The organism is Chryseobacterium panacisoli, assembly GCF_008274625.1.
Classification (GTDB): Bacteria; Bacteroidota; Bacteroidia; order Flavobacteriales; family Weeksellaceae; genus Chryseobacterium; species Chryseobacterium panacisoli.
Map to the genome: position 1 here is coordinate 459,829 of NZ_VTRU01000003.1, position 17,424 is coordinate 477,252.

The 17,424-nt window shown below is 36.0% G+C and carries 19 protein-coding genes and 1 tRNA gene; 13 read left to right on the forward strand and 7 right to left on the reverse strand.

Going from position 1 to position 17,424, the window contains the following annotated elements; translation table 11 throughout:
- Positions 1 to 70 precede the first annotated feature (70 nt).
- A complete protein-coding gene (locus FW781_RS15135) occupies positions 71 to 1,255 on the forward strand; it encodes a DUF1501 domain-containing protein (protein ID WP_149388191.1) in 1,185 nt (394 codons plus the stop codon).
- Between the two features lie 379 nt (positions 1,256 to 1,634).
- Here FW781_RS15135 and FW781_RS22475 read toward each other — a convergent pair whose 3' ends face one another.
- From FW781_RS22475 to FW781_RS15145, 3 genes are all read right to left on the reverse strand, one after another.
- Entirely contained in the window at positions 1,635 to 1,772 is a 138-nt protein-coding gene (locus tag FW781_RS22475; RefSeq protein ID WP_164723343.1) for a hypothetical protein, read from the reverse strand.
- A gap of 62 nt (positions 1,773 to 1,834) precedes the next feature.
- Entirely contained in the window at positions 1,835 to 2,854 is a 1,020-nt protein-coding gene (locus tag FW781_RS15140; protein WP_149388192.1) for a helix-turn-helix transcriptional regulator, read from the reverse strand.
- A 68-nt stretch (positions 2,855 to 2,922) separates the two neighbouring features.
- A complete protein-coding gene (locus tag FW781_RS15145) occupies positions 2,923 to 3,258 on the reverse strand; it encodes a HopJ type III effector protein (protein WP_172625731.1) in 336 nt (111 codons plus the stop codon).
- Positions 3,259 to 4,008: 750 nt separating this feature from the next.
- Between FW781_RS15145 and FW781_RS22820 the strand changes: the two genes are divergently transcribed.
- The 4 genes from FW781_RS22820 to FW781_RS15165 all read left to right on the forward strand — a co-directional run bounded on the left by FW781_RS22820 (position 4,009) and on the right by FW781_RS15165 (position 8,431).
- Positions 4,009 to 4,809 carry an RtcB family protein gene (locus tag FW781_RS22820; protein WP_394349734.1) on the forward strand — a complete coding sequence of 267 codons (801 nt, stop codon included), beginning with the start codon at positions 4,009 to 4,011 and terminating at the stop codon, positions 4,807 to 4,809.
- A gap of 157 nt (positions 4,810 to 4,966) precedes the next feature.
- A tRNA-OTHER gene (locus FW781_RS15155) sits at positions 4,967 to 5,077 on the forward strand.
- Positions 5,078 to 5,318: 241 nt separating this feature from the next.
- The gene (locus tag FW781_RS15160) at positions 5,319 to 7,073 is read left to right on the forward strand and encodes a hypothetical protein (RefSeq protein WP_149388194.1); all 1,755 of its coding nucleotides are present in this window, start codon (positions 5,319 to 5,321) and stop codon (positions 7,071 to 7,073) included.
- A gap of 152 nt (positions 7,074 to 7,225) precedes the next feature.
- Positions 7,226 to 8,431, forward strand: coding sequence for a DUF1566 domain-containing protein (locus tag FW781_RS15165; RefSeq protein WP_149388195.1), 1,206 nt, complete (start codon positions 7,226 to 7,228; stop codon positions 8,429 to 8,431).
- 58 nt (positions 8,432 to 8,489) lie between these two features.
- Here the strand turns inward: FW781_RS15165 and cobC are convergent, their stop codons facing one another.
- Together cobC and FW781_RS15175 are read right to left on the reverse strand one after the other, a co-directional pair.
- On the reverse strand, positions 8,490 to 9,044 hold the full coding sequence (cobC, locus tag FW781_RS15170; RefSeq protein WP_149388196.1) for an alpha-ribazole phosphatase: 555 nt from the start codon (positions 9,042 to 9,044) through the stop codon (positions 8,490 to 8,492).
- Positions 9,029 to 9,811 (reverse strand): adenosylcobinamide-GDP ribazoletransferase, encoded by a 783-nt coding sequence (locus tag FW781_RS15175; RefSeq protein WP_149388197.1) that lies wholly within the window; start codon positions 9,809 to 9,811, stop codon positions 9,029 to 9,031. Before FW781_RS15175 ends, cobC begins: the two co-directional genes overlap by 16 nt.
- Before the next feature lie 180 nt (positions 9,812 to 9,991).
- Between FW781_RS15175 and FW781_RS15180 the strand changes: the two genes are divergently transcribed.
- Positions 9,992 to 11,008 carry a hypothetical protein gene (locus FW781_RS15180; RefSeq protein WP_149388198.1) on the forward strand — a complete coding sequence of 339 codons (1,017 nt, stop codon included), beginning with the start codon at positions 9,992 to 9,994 and terminating at the stop codon, positions 11,006 to 11,008.
- Between the two features lie 58 nt (positions 11,009 to 11,066).
- Here the strand turns inward: FW781_RS15180 and cobT are convergent, their stop codons facing one another.
- Positions 11,067 to 12,074, reverse strand: a complete 1,008-nt coding sequence (gene cobT / locus FW781_RS15185; RefSeq protein ID WP_149388199.1) for a nicotinate-nucleotide--dimethylbenzimidazole phosphoribosyltransferase — start codon at positions 12,072 to 12,074, stop codon at positions 11,067 to 11,069.
- A 233-nt stretch (positions 12,075 to 12,307) separates the two neighbouring features.
- On the opposite strand from cobT, the gene FW781_RS15190 reads away from it, so the two are divergent.
- The 5 genes from FW781_RS15190 to FW781_RS15210 are packed head-to-tail and all read left to right on the forward strand — an operon-like array spanning position 12,308 to position 16,067.
- Positions 12,308 to 13,057, forward strand: coding sequence for a nucleotidyltransferase domain-containing protein (locus tag FW781_RS15190; protein ID WP_149388200.1), 750 nt, complete (start codon positions 12,308 to 12,310; stop codon positions 13,055 to 13,057).
- Between the two features lie 11 nt (positions 13,058 to 13,068).
- On the forward strand, positions 13,069 to 13,704 hold the full coding sequence (locus tag FW781_RS15195; RefSeq protein WP_149388201.1) for a hypothetical protein: 636 nt from the start codon (positions 13,069 to 13,071) through the stop codon (positions 13,702 to 13,704).
- Positions 13,705 to 13,723: 19 nt separating this feature from the next.
- A complete protein-coding gene (locus tag FW781_RS15200; RefSeq protein ID WP_149388202.1) occupies positions 13,724 to 14,455 on the forward strand; it encodes an ATP-grasp domain-containing protein in 732 nt (243 codons plus the stop codon).
- Between the two features lie 5 nt (positions 14,456 to 14,460).
- Positions 14,461 to 14,988 (forward strand): hypothetical protein, encoded by a 528-nt coding sequence (locus FW781_RS15205; RefSeq protein ID WP_149388203.1) that lies wholly within the window; start codon positions 14,461 to 14,463, stop codon positions 14,986 to 14,988.
- Positions 14,989 to 14,993: 5 nt separating this feature from the next.
- Positions 14,994 to 16,067, forward strand: coding sequence for a nucleotidyltransferase domain-containing protein (locus tag FW781_RS15210; protein WP_149388204.1), 1,074 nt, complete (start codon positions 14,994 to 14,996; stop codon positions 16,065 to 16,067).
- Positions 16,068 to 16,153: 86 nt separating this feature from the next.
- Here the strand turns inward: FW781_RS15210 and FW781_RS15215 are convergent, their stop codons facing one another.
- Positions 16,154 to 16,495: a TfoX/Sxy family protein gene (locus FW781_RS15215; RefSeq protein WP_149388205.1), complete on the reverse strand. Its 342-nt coding sequence runs from the start codon at positions 16,493 to 16,495 to the stop codon at positions 16,154 to 16,156.
- Between the two features lie 166 nt (positions 16,496 to 16,661).
- Here FW781_RS15215 and FW781_RS15220 point away from each other — a divergent pair, with 166 nt between their 5' ends.
- Both FW781_RS15220 and FW781_RS15225 read left to right on the forward strand, forming a co-directional pair.
- Positions 16,662 to 17,177, forward strand: coding sequence for a DUF2975 domain-containing protein (locus FW781_RS15220; RefSeq protein ID WP_149388206.1), 516 nt, complete (start codon positions 16,662 to 16,664; stop codon positions 17,175 to 17,177).
- Between the two features lies 1 nt (position 17,178).
- A complete protein-coding gene (locus FW781_RS15225) occupies positions 17,179 to 17,382 on the forward strand; it encodes a helix-turn-helix domain-containing protein (protein WP_002980904.1) in 204 nt (67 codons plus the stop codon).
- Positions 17,383 to 17,424 lie beyond the last annotated feature (42 nt).

Below are 17,424 nucleotides of genomic sequence, written 5' to 3' on the forward strand. Positions count from 1 at the left end.
ACAGTACAGTTCTACAACCTTCAACCTATCATCTGCCACCTATTATCTCCTTTACCCTAAAAACAAAATTATGTTAATCAAAAGAAGAGAATTCCTCAAAATAAGTTCATTGGCAACCGCTTCTATGCTGATGCCCAATTTCTTAAAAGCCATGACGCTGGACGAGGCTCTGAATCCCAATCAGAACATTCTGGTCGTTCTTCAGTTTACAGGAGGAAATGACGGTCTGAATACGATTATTCCGGCTAAAAATGATATTTATTTCAGGGAAAGAAAAACACTGGCTATTCAGGATTCAATACCGTTGACTGATGAAGCGGGGATCAATCCGTCTCTTTCCTACTTTAAGGAACTTTTTGATAATGGAGAACTTTCTGTAATGAATAATGTAGGCTATCCCAACCCGGACAAATCTCATTTCCGAAGTATGGATATCTGGCAGTCGGCAAGCAGAAGTGATCAGTTTCTGGAAACAGGCTGGCTGGGGCGTTTTCTGGATGAAGAGTGCTACCGCTGTGATCACCCTACTCAGGCACTTGAAGTAGATGATATGCTAAGTTTAGCTTTAAAAGGAGAAAATAATAAGGCTTTTGCCTTTAAAGATCCTAAAAGACTCTACCAAACCAGCCAGGAAAAGTATTTTAAATCGCTGTACGATCATCATCACGATGATGAAACGGTGTCTTATCTTTATCAGACTTTAGGCTCAACTATCAATAATGCTGATTATATTTTTGAAAAAAGTAAAGCTAAAAAGACAGAACAAATATATCCTAATTCTCAGTTAGGGAAAGATTTTAAGACCGTGGCTTCTTTAATAAAATCTGATATCAACACACAGGTTTATTATCTTTCTGTCGGAAGTTTTGATACGCATGTCAATCAGAATGACAGACAAAAGAAGTTATTCAACGACATCAATGAAGCCGTAAAATCATTTGTTGCTGATATGAAAAGTAATGGGCTATTTAAAAATATATTGCTGATGACATTTTCGGAGTTCGGACGCCGTGTTGCACAGAATGCCAGCAACGGAACAGACCACGGGACAGCTAATCAAATGTTTTTTATCAGCGGAAACCTTAAAAAGAAAGGACTATTGAATTCACTACCTGATTTACAGAACCTGAATGACGGCGATCTGATTTACAAAGAAGATTTCAGAAAAGTATATGCTACAATCCTGAAAAACTGGCTTAAAGCAGATTCTACTAAAGTTTTGGGATGGAAAGATGGGATTTATGATTTTGTGTGATATATCGATCCACAAAAGTCACAAAAGTGTTTGAAATACTACTAAATGCTTAAGAAGTGCGCTTAAGTTTTTATCTTAAAATTATAATAAAACTGTTTAGATTCCTACGGAATGACAATTACAACGCTTAGTTTATCCATACAGTTTGTCATTCCGTAGGAATCCAGTCAAAATCTCGCAGGAAAAGTACAATCCTGACCAATATCTCAACGAGAGTCATAACAATTCCCCTCCTCCGGAGGGGTGGCGAAAATTCAAAGAATTTTTGACGGGGTGGTTTAGGCGTTCAACAAAAATATCCATTAACAAAAAAAAAAGAGACTGTACATAACTCTGACAGTCTCTTTTCAATAATTTCAAATTTTAACTACTTTTACGTTTAAGCCGTAATCTGCTTTGGTTCTTTTTCTTTCTGATCTTCTTTTTTATCAAGTTTTTCAGATATTTTTTTAACAATATATTCTATCGCTATGGGTGCCAGGATCGCAATTAATGCTTTAAATATTCTTGATTTCATAAACATAATTTTGTGTATTTAAATAATGCAATATCCAAGCCAAGATAAAATGAACAGGAAATTTAATTCTCATCAGGAACAGTCAGGCTCTGATAGTTTTTGATTCCGGCATTGAATTTTTCTTCCATTTTCACTCTTAATTTTCGGGGCTTATGAACAATCAAACTGTCCCCAAACCCAAGCAGCAGTCTTTCTAACTCAAAATTGATCTGAACACAAATTTTAAAGAGTGTCCCTTCATGATCTTCTTTAATAATCTCCTGGCTTTTATGCAGCGGTTTGGTCTTCACATAAGGAGCATTTCCTGCATCTACCCAGAAAATCACATTTCTCGGATCCATTGACTCTGAAACGGTAACTCCTACAATATCTTTGAAGTATTCATCTCCATCAAGCTCTTTATCAATATAGGGAAGACTTTCATCTGTTTCAATACTTTCCATTCTGTCCAACGCCAGATTATACATTTTCTGTTTATAAAGACAGATCAGAAACCAGCGGTTGTTGAATTCCTTCAACAGCTGCGGGTGTACCGTAAATACATTGGATTCTCTTGCCGTAAAGCTTTTGTAGAGAATCTTCAGCACTTTTTTATTGGCAATACTTTCATATAGGATATCAATATGTTCAAGTCCTTTCAGCTGTTCATTTTTATCCAGGTGAATAATTGATTTCTGATTGGTTGCATGAATTGAGTCTTCCAGTTTCTGAATAACACCATTCATCTCTTTGAACATGGAAAAGTCCTTGAACTGTTTTAAAATCTGGACCGCATTGTTCATGGCCTTCAGATCACTTTCATTCACAGAAATATTATGAATGCTGTAATCAGGGTCACTGTAACGGTAATACTTTCTTTCATAGACTTCAATAGGAGCCTCATATCCGAATTTCTCGCTCCGCATATTCTGAAGGTCAAGCTGAACTGTCCGTTTACTTACATAAGATTCTTTTCCTTCAAATTCAAATAATGCTTCCGAACATTCATCAATGAGATCTTCCAGCGTATATTTCCTGTATTTGTTTTTAAGACATTTATCTAATGTTTTATACCGGATCAGAGCATTTTTATTGGATGACATACCTTAGTGTTTAATGATTGGTGTTTTTAAATAAGCTATTAGCCTATTCATTTTTGCTCTTTTTTAAATTATTTTTCCTTTAAAGCATTTTCGTCAAAAGTAATTCCTTCCCATCCAAATTTCATAAAGTTTCGGATATTCTGATGATCATTTCCTTCAGGGTTTTTCAACACATCCTCCCTGTAGAATTCACCAAAAAGCCATAAGGTCTCTTCTTTCGGCAGATCCTGAATGCTTGCGAAGCTGAACACTTTACAAGAACCATTATTCTGCCCTGCCTGGTTGGTTGCGTCTCCGTTTTGAAAAGCAGTAGGAGTAAACTCATAATGTTCATCAATATAAGCGATAACATCACCAAACTGAATTGTTTCCGGAAAATGTTTTAATTGTTCTAATAGTATCATAACTGCAGATTTTAATTTTGTTTTTATATTGTTTCAGGCTTATATGCCAATCACGGATCAGCTTTCGCCCTTTATTATAACTTTTTGTAAAAATAATTAAAATTTCTTTATCTACGCAAAACTATTGCGCAATAATGATATTACTTTGCATCATCAAAATGAAACAAAATGGAATTTAATGGAAATCATTTAATCGAATTAGGATATAGACCAGCAAAATGGTTTAAAGATGCCATTAGCTATATCAACGAGAATAACCTGAATGAACATCAGATCGCAGAATATCTGGTACAGTTCAAGCAGCCGGATATTATTCCGCTTCACGAAACAGCTAAAGATTTTATGATCAACATACGAGCAGAACACGAAAGTGAGAATGATAATGTTGAAAAAGTAATCAGAACCATGAAGGTCCTGATGAAAACACCAACACTAATTGGCGGAGCCATAATGCCTGATGCCTGCCCTACAGGTCCTGAAGGCCAGATTCCCGTAGGAGGTGTGGTCATTGCCAAGAATGCAATTCATCCGGGATTCCATAGCGCTGATATCTGCTGTTCAGTAATGCTGACAGATTTTGGAAAAACAAATCCTAAAGAGGTACTGGATGCTGCACATTCTGTAACGCACTTCGGATACGGAGGAAGACCAAGAGGTGAGCAAATGCCGATGTCTCAGGAACTGATGGATGCTTTCAGAGAAAATGAATTCTTAAATGATGAAAAACTGATCAGCATTGCCCGTTCTCATATGGGAACTCAGGGAGACGGAAATCACTTCCTTTTTGTTGGGATCTCTAAAAATACCGGAAATACGATGATGATAACTCATCATGGTTCAAGAGCACCGGGAGCGGCTTTATATGATAAAGGAATGAAGACGGCCAACCGTTTCAGACAGGAACTTTCTCCTGAAACATTGAAAGAAAACGCCTGGATTCCTTATGATACTGAAGAAGGTAAATCCTATTGGGAAGCACTTCAGCTGATCAGACAATGGACAAAAGAAAACCATACTTCCCTTCATGATGCCGTTTTGAATAAGCTGGAAATGGAGAAGGAAAACAGATATTGGAATGAGCATAACTTCGTTTTCAAAGATGGAGATCTGTTCTATCATGCAAAAGGGGCAACTCCACTGGATGATAAATTTATGCCTGATATCACGGGACCAAGATTGATTCCGTTGAATATGGCGGAACCGGTACTGATTGTGCAGGGAAAAACGAATGAAAGAAACTTAGGTTTTGCACCGCATGGAGCCGGAAGAAATTTCAGCAGAAGCCAGCATAAAAGATCTTTGGCTCATAAAACAACTGAAGAAATCTTCAATGAGGAAACAGAAGGATTAGATATCCGTTTCTACTCCAATGAAGTAGATATTTCTGAGCTTCCTAGCGCTTATAAAAGTGCTAAAAATGTAAGAGCACAGATTGAAGAATACGGACTTTGCGAGGTTCTGGATGAAGTGATGCCTTACGGATGTATCATGGCCGGAGATGTTGAGAAGAATGCTCCATGGAAGAGAAAAAAGAAATTCAGAAAAGCATAATTTTTAATTTAATATTTAAACCTTATAGATTTTAAAAACCTATAAGGTTTATAAAGAACTAATAACACAATCTTTTTATAAGACTATCAAAAAATAATAACCAAACCTTACACTGTAAAAACCTGTAAGGCTGATGAAAACTTTTATCATAATGGCAGGGGCAGTAGCTCAGATGGTAGAGCAACAAAATTACTTTTCGCTGCAGGCAACTAAAGTTCCTATAAATCGCCAAGATTGTGGGTCACAGGTTCGAGTCCTGTCTGTTCCTCAATACAATGAAAATGCTTAAATTAACCTATTTATTTTCATTAGTTAAAAAATTTAAGGCAAAGAAAGTTCCTATATTTCCAGATTTACTTTCCGCCTTTTTATACATTATCAGGCACAGGGAGTTCCTATATTTTTTGGATAAATTACTCCCCGCTTTTTATAAACTATAGGTAAAAGGAGTTCCTATACCCTTCACTTTTAATGAATCTACTCCTCACTTATTTTTTAAACTTAAAACAATGAAAACACTACAATTATTCAATGCGGTATTGGCCAAAGAATCAAATGCAGAGCCATTTATTTCTAATGACGGTTTTATTATTGAACCAAATGCAGTTTGGGCAAAGAATGAAATCATCTCTTATTATGCCAAGGAAAAACTGAATGGAAATGATTTGAATAAAACGTTTCATAAATCCTGGGAGAAAATAAAAAATACTTCCAGAATTGAATTGCTTTTTGAACAGATCAGACATTATATTTCAACCTATGGAAGTAATTTTCAGAGTGAAATTTATATTCCTGATGAAGTACTGAATGTTCCTGGTACAAAGTTGACCTTTAAAATAATCAAGGCTTATACCATAGAAGAAATGCAGGAAAAATGCCTTTCTCTTCTGAAGTCCGGAATTGCTTTGAAAGAAGAAACCATAGATGACCTGCTGCATATTATGCATACGGAACTGGAATATGATTTCTCAGGAAAAGAAAATATCAGAAATAAGGAAGCCATTATAAAAATAGCTGATCTGTATGACATTTATCCTGAAAATCCTGTTGAGTTTTTCCGTTATGTCATTTATAAAACGACCAATACAACGCTTTTAATCAAAAATGATGAGCTGATTGATTTAATTAAGCAAAGTAATTTTAATCCAAGCTATCTGTTTGAAAGTTTTGGACAGGAAAAAATGGCTGAAATTTTCAACAGATTTAAGCCTTTATTTCTTGCTTATAAAAACAGAGCTCCAAAAGCCATTAATAAAATTTCGAAGCTTTCTAAAGTACACCACAAACCACTGATTTCAAACCCATTGAATGACGCAACCAATACATTATTGGAAAACAGTGATTGGCATTGGCTTGAAAATGCAACTCCATTTGCATTATTTAAAGCATTGTCAGCATGTTACTCAAGAATGTATGGACAGGATACTTTTGTTTACAGAGTGAGAAACGGAAAATCATGGACTAAAAAAGGTAAGGAAACTTATGTGAATCAGTTCAACTATGAATTTATTTTAGATTATCTGAAACTGAAATATGAAGACCTTTCCGGAAAGAAATTCTACTTCCCAGAGAATGTAGAATTTGCATTGCCAACTTCTGAAAAAATGTTTGTTGGAAATATTCCTACCGGAACGCGTTTTTATGGTGACAGACTGGCTGTAGGTATTTATTGGGAAGACAAATGGGGTGCGAATGACCTTGACCTTTCGGGATTGAATATCGCCGGAAAAATAGGTTGGAATGCAGCTTATAATCATGGTGACGGACAATTGATGTATTCAGGAGATATGACTTCTGCTCCTAACGGTGCTGTTGAATATCTTTATGCCAATAAAGGGCATTGTACACCAACGCTTGTCATGAATAACGTTTTCAGTGGAGATGCTAATTGTGGATATAAAATCGTGATCGGAAAAGGAGATAACATTTCTTATGAATATATGATGAATCCTAATCATCTCTTTGCTGAAGCCAGATGTAATTCTGTACAAAAGCAAATGATTCTGGGAATGCTGACGACAAAGAACGAAAAACAATGTTTCGTACTATTGAATTTCGGAGCTGGACATTCTCATGTTTCAGGAAATAATGAAGTTTCTGTAATGGCAACCAGTGCCTTGTACCAGCAGTGGTACGAAGCAATGTCTTTCAATGAGCTTTTAAAAGAGCTTGGAGCAGAGATCACAACAGAAAAGGCGGAAGCTGATTTTGATTTCTCGCTGGAAAGCCTGGAAAAAGATAGTTTTATCAGAATTTTTAAATAAATTCCATTACGCCATCTGATTGTTATATTGGGTGGCGTTTTTGGATTATATCTATTGCAACAGTCTCAATGACAGGCAATTTATTTTTTTTTTTAAAGTAATCATCTTTTTCTATATATTTGCCGGCTTAATTAAAAACTAATAACATAATCATGAAGAAATTATTATTTCTATTCTTATCCCTTACGCTGGCATCATGTGGTTCAGACGGCGGCAGAGATGATGAAAACAGTACAACCAACAATGTCAATGCTTCTCCAAAAGTGGTAACCGGTAAACCTACTTTCAGCAATGCACAGTTCAAATTTGCAGGAACAGTAACCTCTTCCGGATCGGGATATTCAAGACGTGGATTCTGCTGGGCAAAGAATATTAATCCTACCATCAGCAATTCCAAAATGATTGAAGAGTATACTAACACTACAGGAGATTATCAGCTTATGGCAACTTACAGTACTGATTTTGAAAAATCAACTACTTATTATGTAAGAGCATATGTTGCAGCTAATAATGGTGATATTATTTATGGAGATAACGTAATATTCGTTACGCCTGCAAAGATGGATATTACATTCAAAATGGCTAAAGCAATATATACTACTTCAGCCACTTTAAGCACGGATGATATTACGGTAAATTATCTTGAAGCATTCTCTCCTGATGAAAAAGGATTCTGCTACAGAACGAGTGCCGGAGTGAATATCTCAAACGGTCAAATCATCAAAATATCAAATCCTAATAATTATTCAGCGTACGAACTGGAAGCTACGGCATTACTTCCGAACACCACATATTATGTAAGATCTTATGTAAAAGAAGGTGCACAGATATATTATTCGGACGAAAAAACATTTAAAACAGCTGGTGCCATTGGTGCTTCAGGAGGATATGTTTTTTATGATAAAGGGGAGTTTACGGACGGCTGGAGATATCTGGAAGCTGCGCCTGCCAACCTTACTTATAATGGTTCTGATAAGATCAAATGGGGATGTACATTTAATATCATCAACCAGACTCAGGCTGTAATGGGATCAGGTCCTGCTAATACCACAAGAATTATTTCCCAATGTTCAGATGCCAATTGCGCCGCCAGATTATGTGCCAATTATACTGTAAATGGCGTTGGTAACTGGTTTTTACCTTCTGAAGAAGAATTAATGGCATTCTATAAAAGTTCCAAGAATGTTTACAATATTGCATCCAACCCATGGAATGATGTTTCTCAAAAGTATTATTGGAGTTCTACCGAAATACCAGGTGGTAACTCAGCAAGAATTCTGGACGGATATGCTGGTTATATGTGGGAATATAACAAAGATTACAACATGGTAAGGGTAAGACCTTTCAGAAGATTCTAAAATATAAAACCGCTACTTTTAGCGGTTTTTTTTATTGTAATAAGAATACAGAATGATTTTAAACATTCACCTTTTTAACAGAAAAAATTCCTTCATTCACATTGATGATGACTTTCTTTCCATAATCAATCTGGATACTGAACATATTTTCCAGCGGAAACTGAAGCACAGACTGAATAATCAGGCGGATAACTCCGGCATGAGTAATAATTAAGGCTTTTTTGATATCTTTTTTCTGAATTAATTCCTGCCAGAAAGTGAGAACGCGGGTTTGCATCTCTAAAAGACTTTCTCCTCCCGAGGCTTTTACACGAATAAAATCATTGTACCACGGATTGATTTCTTCTTCCGGAATATCCGTCCATTTTTTCATCTCCCAACTCCCGAAATTCATTTCACGAAGTCTTTCATCTGTATGATAATCCAATGTAAAATAATCCGCTAAGAGGCGGCATCGCTTGGAAGGGCTTGAAATAATTTTATCATAATCCTTATCTATGTTCAATGTTTTAAAATCTTCAATATAATCTTTCCTTAAAGGCATTTCGGCAAAACCGTAACACAGGTTTTCAGGATTTTCTACAGCCGTGTGGCGAATTAAATGAATTTCCATGTGATGATTGTTCCTAAATAAAATAAAACTTCACAAACCTGCTGCACAGATCCCAGACAATCGCCTGTATAGCCTCCGATATGTTTTTTAAAATACCAGCCCATATACACTTTCCCAAGATACGCCAGTGCGAAAGCTAAAATCAAACGCCAGTCCGGAATCAAGGTAAAAGCAATTAAAACGCTTATAAACCCTACTACTAAAGCCATTTTATCCAATGGTTTATTCGCTAAAGGTTTCGATTTGCTGACATCAATATCAGTGACATATTGGTGGGTATAAATCATCGTTCCTGAAATAAAACGGCTTGCTGTATGGGCTACAATAACAATACCTAAAACCTTCATTGGTGCAGCCACTCCCAAGGCTTGAATACTGTAAAATTTTAAAGCAAAAAGAAGGATAATCCCTATCGTTCCATATGCTCCTACTCTGCTGTCTTTCATAATGGTCAGGATTTTCTCTTTTCCATATCCGCCTCCGAAACTGTCGCACATATCTGTAAAACCATCTTCATGAAACGCTCCGGTAAGTAAAACACTGGAAATCATCATTAAAACAATCCCGATTTCAAGATTAAAGAGCATCGTAGAAAGATAAAGAATTACCGCATTGATCAGTCCTATTACCAAGCCAACCCAGGCAAAATACTTTTGGGATTTGTTCATAATCTCACTGGAATATGGAATGGTAAACGGAACCGGGATTCTTGTGAAAAACATCAGCGCTGTTGCAAAGTAGATCAGTTCATTCTTGAAGACTTTCATTGTTTTTTTAGATATAAAAAACTGCATTAATCAATTTCAGTAAAATTAGGAAAGCTTTCAGATATGATCAAAAGATAAATGGGAAAAATGAAAAACATGAATGTTATCACTTTAATATTTTTCCTTTAAATACAGTGTTTTTTTTACTTTTGCGCCATTAATAACCATGAAAAAAAACAAATGAAAAAAGCGTATTTCGTTGGATTATGTCTTATATCCATAGTAAGCTGTTCAGCTCCCGATGATGAGCTGGAAAATGTAAATGAATCACAAGCCTTAAATGCATCCGGAAAAAATATGCTGGCAAAAGGAGGTTTCAGAGACAATCCTGATACACCAACTCCTCCACCTGCGGGAATCTGGTCCAAGTCTTTTTACTTAACCCATCCTATTTACGGTTTCTACAGTGATCTTACCAAAAAACACCTGTATAATACCTCTCCATTGCCATCCGAACTTCCAAAATCCTATCCTGGACTGAGCTATTATTTTCAGGAGAGATTATTAGGTTCTGCAGATGGGCCTGGTGCAGTTATCTCAAGTTGGTTTCACACAGGCAGCAATGATTTGGTATTAACAACCAATCCTAATGAATTTGCCGGACAAAGCTACTGGGAGAAAAGAGATCTTGGTACCAGCTATAACGGTGATGAGCCAGGAAGTTTTCCGATTTACAGGTATTTTAATTCTGACAAAAAGACTCACTTTTATACGAGAGATAAGAATGAACTGGGAGACGGAAAAGACGGATTTGTTTACGAAGGTATTTCCTTCTACCTGAAAGAATCAGAACCTAAAGCTTTCAGAATCCGTGACGGAGAATTTTTCCAGGATAACAGTACAGGAGCGGTGTACATTGTCTTTGAAAGTACTTTAAGACGTATTGAATCCTGGTCTGTTGTGAATGGATTATTTGATTTCAAACCCAATCCAAGAACAGGAAAACCTAAAGACTGGAAGATTTTGAAAGTTAATAATATCAATGACTATACCGGAGAAAGAGGACCAGATATCACTTCAGCAAATCAATTGGTACAAAACACCAACGACGGTAAAATATATTTGGTTGATGATGGTTTATACCGATATATTCCTACTGACCTGATATTTAAATTGTATAACTTCAATGAAGATGCTATTCAGCACAAACCTGTGCGTATGATGTTTACAGGCAAGGATATTGCTAAAACTTACTAATCGTTTACATTTCTATACCATAAAAGGGGCTTTACTGCCCCTTTATTATTTTCTATAGCTAAGATGATTTATTAGAAATATGAGCATCTTCAAAGCTTGACATTTCATTCAGGAAATTAACTGCACTTTGAATAATCGGATAGGCTAATGCACAACCTGTTCCTTCCCCAAGACGCAGATTCAGATTGAGAATAGCTTGTTCTCTCATCAATCCCAACAATTGAGGATGGGCATTTTCATTGCTTACATGGCAGAAAATACAGTTGTTCAGGATTTCAGGATTCTTTTTCCAGACCGTGGCTACCGCTACCGTTGCAATAAATCCGTCTACCATGATCAGCATGTTATAATGATAAGCTTCTTCAATGGCCCCAATCATTTGTACGATTTCTAATCCACCAAAGGTTTGAGCAATTTCATCTTCAGTCATTTCAGACGGATATTTCTCTATCGCTTGTGTTAAAATATGGATCTTACTTTGTAATTGATGGTCATTCAAACCTGTTCCGCGACCGATACAATTGGTAATCGGAATGTCAAACAGTTTGCTCATCATCAATGAAGAAGCTGAAGTATTCCCGATTCCCATTTCACCAAAACCAATGATATTACAGCCTTTTCCTGCAATTTCAGACACCACAGACTTCCCATTTTTAAGGGCCTTATGATATTCTTCAGAAGTCATCGCCGGTTCTTCCAGAATATTACGGCTGGATTTTCTGACTTTCTTGTCTACCAGATTCAGCCCTTCCGGAAAATCAAAATTCACTCCGGCATCTACTACTTTAATTTTAATTCCATTCTGTCTGCAAAAAACATTGATGGCAGCACCTCCACCCAGGAAATTCATGACCATTTGATAGGTTACCTCCTGTGGATAGGCACTTACCCCTGCTGCTGCAATTCCGTGATCGGCCGCAAAAACCACCATATGAGGATTCGATAGCCGTGGTGAAGTGGTCTTCTGAACCATTCCGATTTTGTGGGCAATATGTTCAAGGTTTCCTAATGCACCTAATGGTTTCGTTTTAAAATCAATTTTATGCTGTAATTCTGATGATAACATGGGTATTAAATGTAGTTATGTTAAATTGAGAAAGTGCAATATTAGTGAAATGAGGAGGATTTTGTATGGTGCACAATGTAAAAAGTAAAATGTATTGATGATATATGGGCTGGAAGTTAGACACGCACCCTAAAACTCTCTCACTCTCTTACCCTCGGACTCTCCAACATAAAAAATTCTACGTAAGAACATTGCGCATTTCACTCTTTACTTTGCATTATAAATCGAAAACAATGACACCAAAAATACTTGAAAAAATAAAAGAAGTTGAAGCAAGCCGGGGCGTAGAAGTCCTTCTTGCAGTAGAATCAGGAAGCAGAGCCTGGGGGTTTGCCTCTCCTGACAGTGATTATGACATACGTTTTATATACCGCCATGAAAAAGACTGGTATCTTTCTCCCTGGGATAAGGATGAAACGATAGAATTTATGACAGAAGACGACCTGGATGGTTCGGGTTGGGATCTGCGGAAGACTTTTCACCTTTTGCTAAAGTCAAATGCTGCCTTGCTGAGCTGGTTCTATTCTCCTATCGTTTATAAAGCAGATGAAAAGTTTGTGGAACTCTTCAGACCTTTGGCCGATGCCTGCTTTTCTCCGGTCGCAGTTTCTTATCATTATTTGAGCATGAGCAAGAAATATCTGGAAGCCTGCAGAAGTGATGAAGTAAAATTAAAAAGTTACTTTTATTGCTTACGAACCACATTAACGGGAAAATGGATCATAGAAAAAGGAACAGTTCCTCCTGTATTGTTCAGTGAACTGCTTGTTTTAACCGATGTAGAAACCAGACGAAAAATAGAAGATCTTGTTGCTTTAAAAGCCACCAAAGGAGAATCTTATTACCACCCGAACGATTGGGAATTATTTGATTTTCTGGAGAAAACAGTCGCGGAAAATGAAGAAAAATCGAAAGGTTTATCAGGAGGAAAGGCGGATAAAGGTGAGATGGAGAGGGTTTTTAGGGAGATATTAAAACTTTAAAGAAAGATAACATGAAAATATTTAACTTCTTCAAAAAGAAGTATATTCAACCCCTTCAAAAAGAGATTGAAAAATTGATTCCCAAAGAGAAAGAAAAAATACATGAATTTATTGAAAGGTGTCAATTTTTAAAGGAAGAAATGGGAATTGAAGTCCCCCTGTCAGTGATTGAAACTTTCAAAAGGTATGATCTTCCAAAACACAATTATTTTTATAGTATTTTTTGGAATGTTGATCATGATAGTTTTATCATTTTCTATACAGAAGCTTTTATTGAATTAGTTGTTACCCGATACAAAGAAATTCACGGAAATGATGCAGATTTGGCTACATTGTTACAGCAGCTTGATGATGCAGTTTATGAATTCCGTGTAAAAGAAGATTGTTTTGACAGAACAAATCCTTCTTTTGACTTTGTCAACAACTGTTATGAAGAGTTCAAAAAGTCTGGAGAAGAACTGATTATCACCATGGATCTGGGAAATTATGACAATCTCGTTCTTAATAAAGAAGAAAAAGGCAATGTGGGGTATAATTTATCATCTTATAAAACAACTGCAGGAATAAAATATAAATTTCTTACACAATTCAGACCTTTGCCGGAAGTCATCAAAGAAACTTTAGACAGTCAGCAAAACCATTATTAATCTTATTAAATAAAATCAAATGAGAAATATAATCGCACTCTCCCCCATGTATACTGAAGACAGCAACAATCTGAAAAAAGCATCGCTCAACTCATCTTATGAACTGAGCCGCTTCAATGCCAAATGGAATGTTCCCGAAGAATTTCGTCAGGATGTAATTGGAGTGTATGGTGAGGATATTTATGCGGAAATTGTTGCTGAACAATGTAATTTAACATTAACAAAACCCGATGATGACTGGCTTTCAAAAATTTCAGAAGAGTTTACAAAACGGAAAATTGTTTACGGAAGGCTGAAAGATTTCGTACATGAAGAAAATATTTTCATCAAATGTTCGGATTTTAAAAGTTTTAAAGCAGGAGTTTTCGATAAAGTTACAGATATCAAAGGCTTTGAAACACTGGATCCGGAAAGCATGGTTTTCACCTCTGAAGTTGTGGAATGGGAGCTTGAAGTGAGATGTTTTGTTTTCAATAATGAAATTAAAACGTATTCTTCTTATTGGAGAAACGATTCTTTTGATACCAATGAACTTTCAAAGAAAGAAAAGAAAGATCTATTTCAATTCTTTGAATCCTTTATTCAAAAGTATTCTTCTACTCTTCCCACTGGTATTGTGCTGGATTTTGGAATTATAAAAGGAAAAGGCTGGGCTTTAATTGAAGCCAATCCCGGATGGTGTTCAGGATTATATGCCTGTGATGCAGAGAAAGCACTGGAGGTAATTGTGAACAGTTGTATTAAAAATTAATATCCATGGAAAAAGAAAACTCTTTTATTAAACATTGTAATATCATACAGTCAAAGTATGGAATTGTAATACCAGAAAATATACAGACTTATTTTGCCAAATTTTCAGAAGATTCCGACAATTTTTATTATCAGGCACTTAAAAAAGCTGATGATTATAAAATATTTTATACTAAAGAATTTATTGAATTTATTATCAGGAAATATGCAGATGCTGCTATAGATTTTGAATTTCTCCAAAATAGTATTGATGAAGGGAATTATGAATATTCATTGCTTGAAAAAAAATTCGTCTCTGAAAATATTGATTTTTCTTTTTTGAATACATGTCTTCAGGAATATGATTCAATTCCTTTTTATATTGGAATTTATACATTTGAAACCTGTGGAGGTGAAGAATTCCTAATAATTAATGATGATAAAACCGGGTATATTGCAGGGCGTTCTCATTATGATTTTGAAAAAATTGAAATTAATACGAGTTCCATTAAATATCAAAAAATAGATTTCATCAAAAAGCTACAATTTAAATAATTAAAATGACCATTTCAGATCTAAAAAATAAAAACCTCCTCCTCTTCGAAGCCATCTCCGGAAGCCGGGCTTTTGGGCTGGCAACGGAGAATTCTGATACGGATATCCGTGGAGTGTATTATCTGCCGAAGGAAGATTTCTTTGGGCTGAACTATATTCCGCAGATTTCCAATGAGACGAATGACATTACATATTATGAAATCGGGAGATTTGTAGAACTGCTGCAGAAAAACAACCCCAATATTTTGGAAATACTGGCCAGCCCGGAGGATTGTATTCAATATAGACATCCGTTGATGGATCTTCTGAAAACTGAAGATTTTCTATCAAAACTATGTAAAGATACCTTTGCCGGCTATGCTATTTCCCAGATTAAAAAGGCAAAAGGTCTCAACAAAAAGATTTTAAATCCTGTTGATAAAGAGAGAAAATCGATTCTGGATTTCTGTTGTATTCTTGAAGGACAGGGTTCTGTACTCTTGAAAAGATGGATGAACGAAGGTGGTTTATCACAGGAAAACTGCGGATTGATAAGCATTGATCATACAAAAGGAATGTATGCTTTATTTTATGATGAATCCGGAGCGTTGGGGTATAAAGGTGTTATCCAGAATGAAGAAGCTAATCAGGTTTCCTTATCATCTGTTCCCAAACATGAAAAACCAGTCGCTTATCTGTTCTGCAACCTTGATGCGTACTCTGTGTACTGCAAAGACTACAGGGAATACTGGAAATGGGTAGCTGAGCGTAATGAAGACCGTTACAATGTAAATCAGACTCACGGACAGAATTACGACAGCAAGAACATGATGCACACCATCCGGCTGCTACAGTCCTGTGAACAGATCTTTAAAACCGGTTCATTGACCATTCGCGTAGAAAACCGTGACGAACTGTTAGATATCAAAGCAGGCAATCAGTCATATGAAAACGTAATGCAAAAGGCAGAAAACCTTATAGAATCAATAGAAAAACATTATTCTGCCTCCAGTCTTCCTGAGTATCCGGATTTAGAAAAAACAACAAAAATCTTGATTAAGATAAGAGAAAAACTGTACGGAGATAATGATGAATTATGAATGATGAGTTATGAATGGTGGGACCGTTGAATTCAAGCGCTCCCACTCTCAAACTCTTCGACACTCTTACCCTCAAACCCAAAAACTCACTTCTTCGAAGCCTTTGCCATCGGATTATAATCCAGACAGATTTTGATCCAATATTCAAAATCATCTGCTTTTTTAAAACCAATGGGTTCTACATAGCAGTATCCATTTAACTGTTTTCCCTTCATAATCATGGGCAGAAAACCTTTTTTCTCGGAAACCTCATCTTCAATTTCGGGATCATAGCGGCACATCAGGTTGTCATGACTGATATTGATGCACATTTTCCCGTTCACCAGAAAAGACAGTCCGCTGAACATTTTCTTCTCTTCAATCTCAATATTATCTACTATTGAAAGCCGTTCACGTACGCGGTCGGCAAGTTCAGTACTGTAAGCCATGATTTCAATTTTTTGTTATTTAAAATTAATTAAAAACATTGATTATCACACTATTCTGTTCAGCTTTATGAGAGATTTCAATCTAAAAAAATAAAATTTTATTTAAATTAATTATTGTTTTACGATAATTAATTATACATTTGCAATAGTAATTACTATTCATACCATGAATCAGACCAAAATTATTTCAAGGATTTTATTTTATATCTGTTCTGTATTGTCAGCCGGATATTTACTTACTTTTGTATATTCTTTATCCTGTCTTATCACCGGATTTGCGGTTACGCCTTATAAAGAGGAAAAATTCCTTCACATCAATTATCCGTTTACAGAGCAGCCGTTTCTGAATATCGAAAACAATTATCCCTATATGATTTTTTCCTTCATGTCTGTACTTATCACTTATGGAATTTTTTTCTGGTTATCTGCCAGGGTTTTCAAAGTATTTTTCCAGCAGAAACTGTTTACGCAGGAAAATATCGATCAGCTTAAGAAATTTTACCTGTATAATATTTTCATCCCGCTTCCACTGGTGATAATCGCGAGTTTCTTTGTGGAAGTAGAAAGTATGATATGGGGACTGGTGTTTATTCACTTTATGCTTGGAATTTTCTGTTTGTTTCTTGCGAATATCTTTAAGCAAGGACTACATTTGCAAAACGAACAAGACTTATTTATTTAAAATGCCAATTATAGTCAACTTAGATGTGATGCTTGCCAAACGAAAAATGCAGAGTAAAGAATTGGCAGAAAAACTGGGGATCACACCCGTCAACCTCTCTATCCTTAAAACCGGAAAAGCCAAAGGAGTCCGCTTCGATACGCTTGAAGCCATCTGTAAAATCCTGGAATGCCAGCCGGGAGATATTCTTGAATTTAAAGAGTAGTCGAGATTCGGGGTGCGAGTTGGAGAGTTTGAGGGTAGGTGT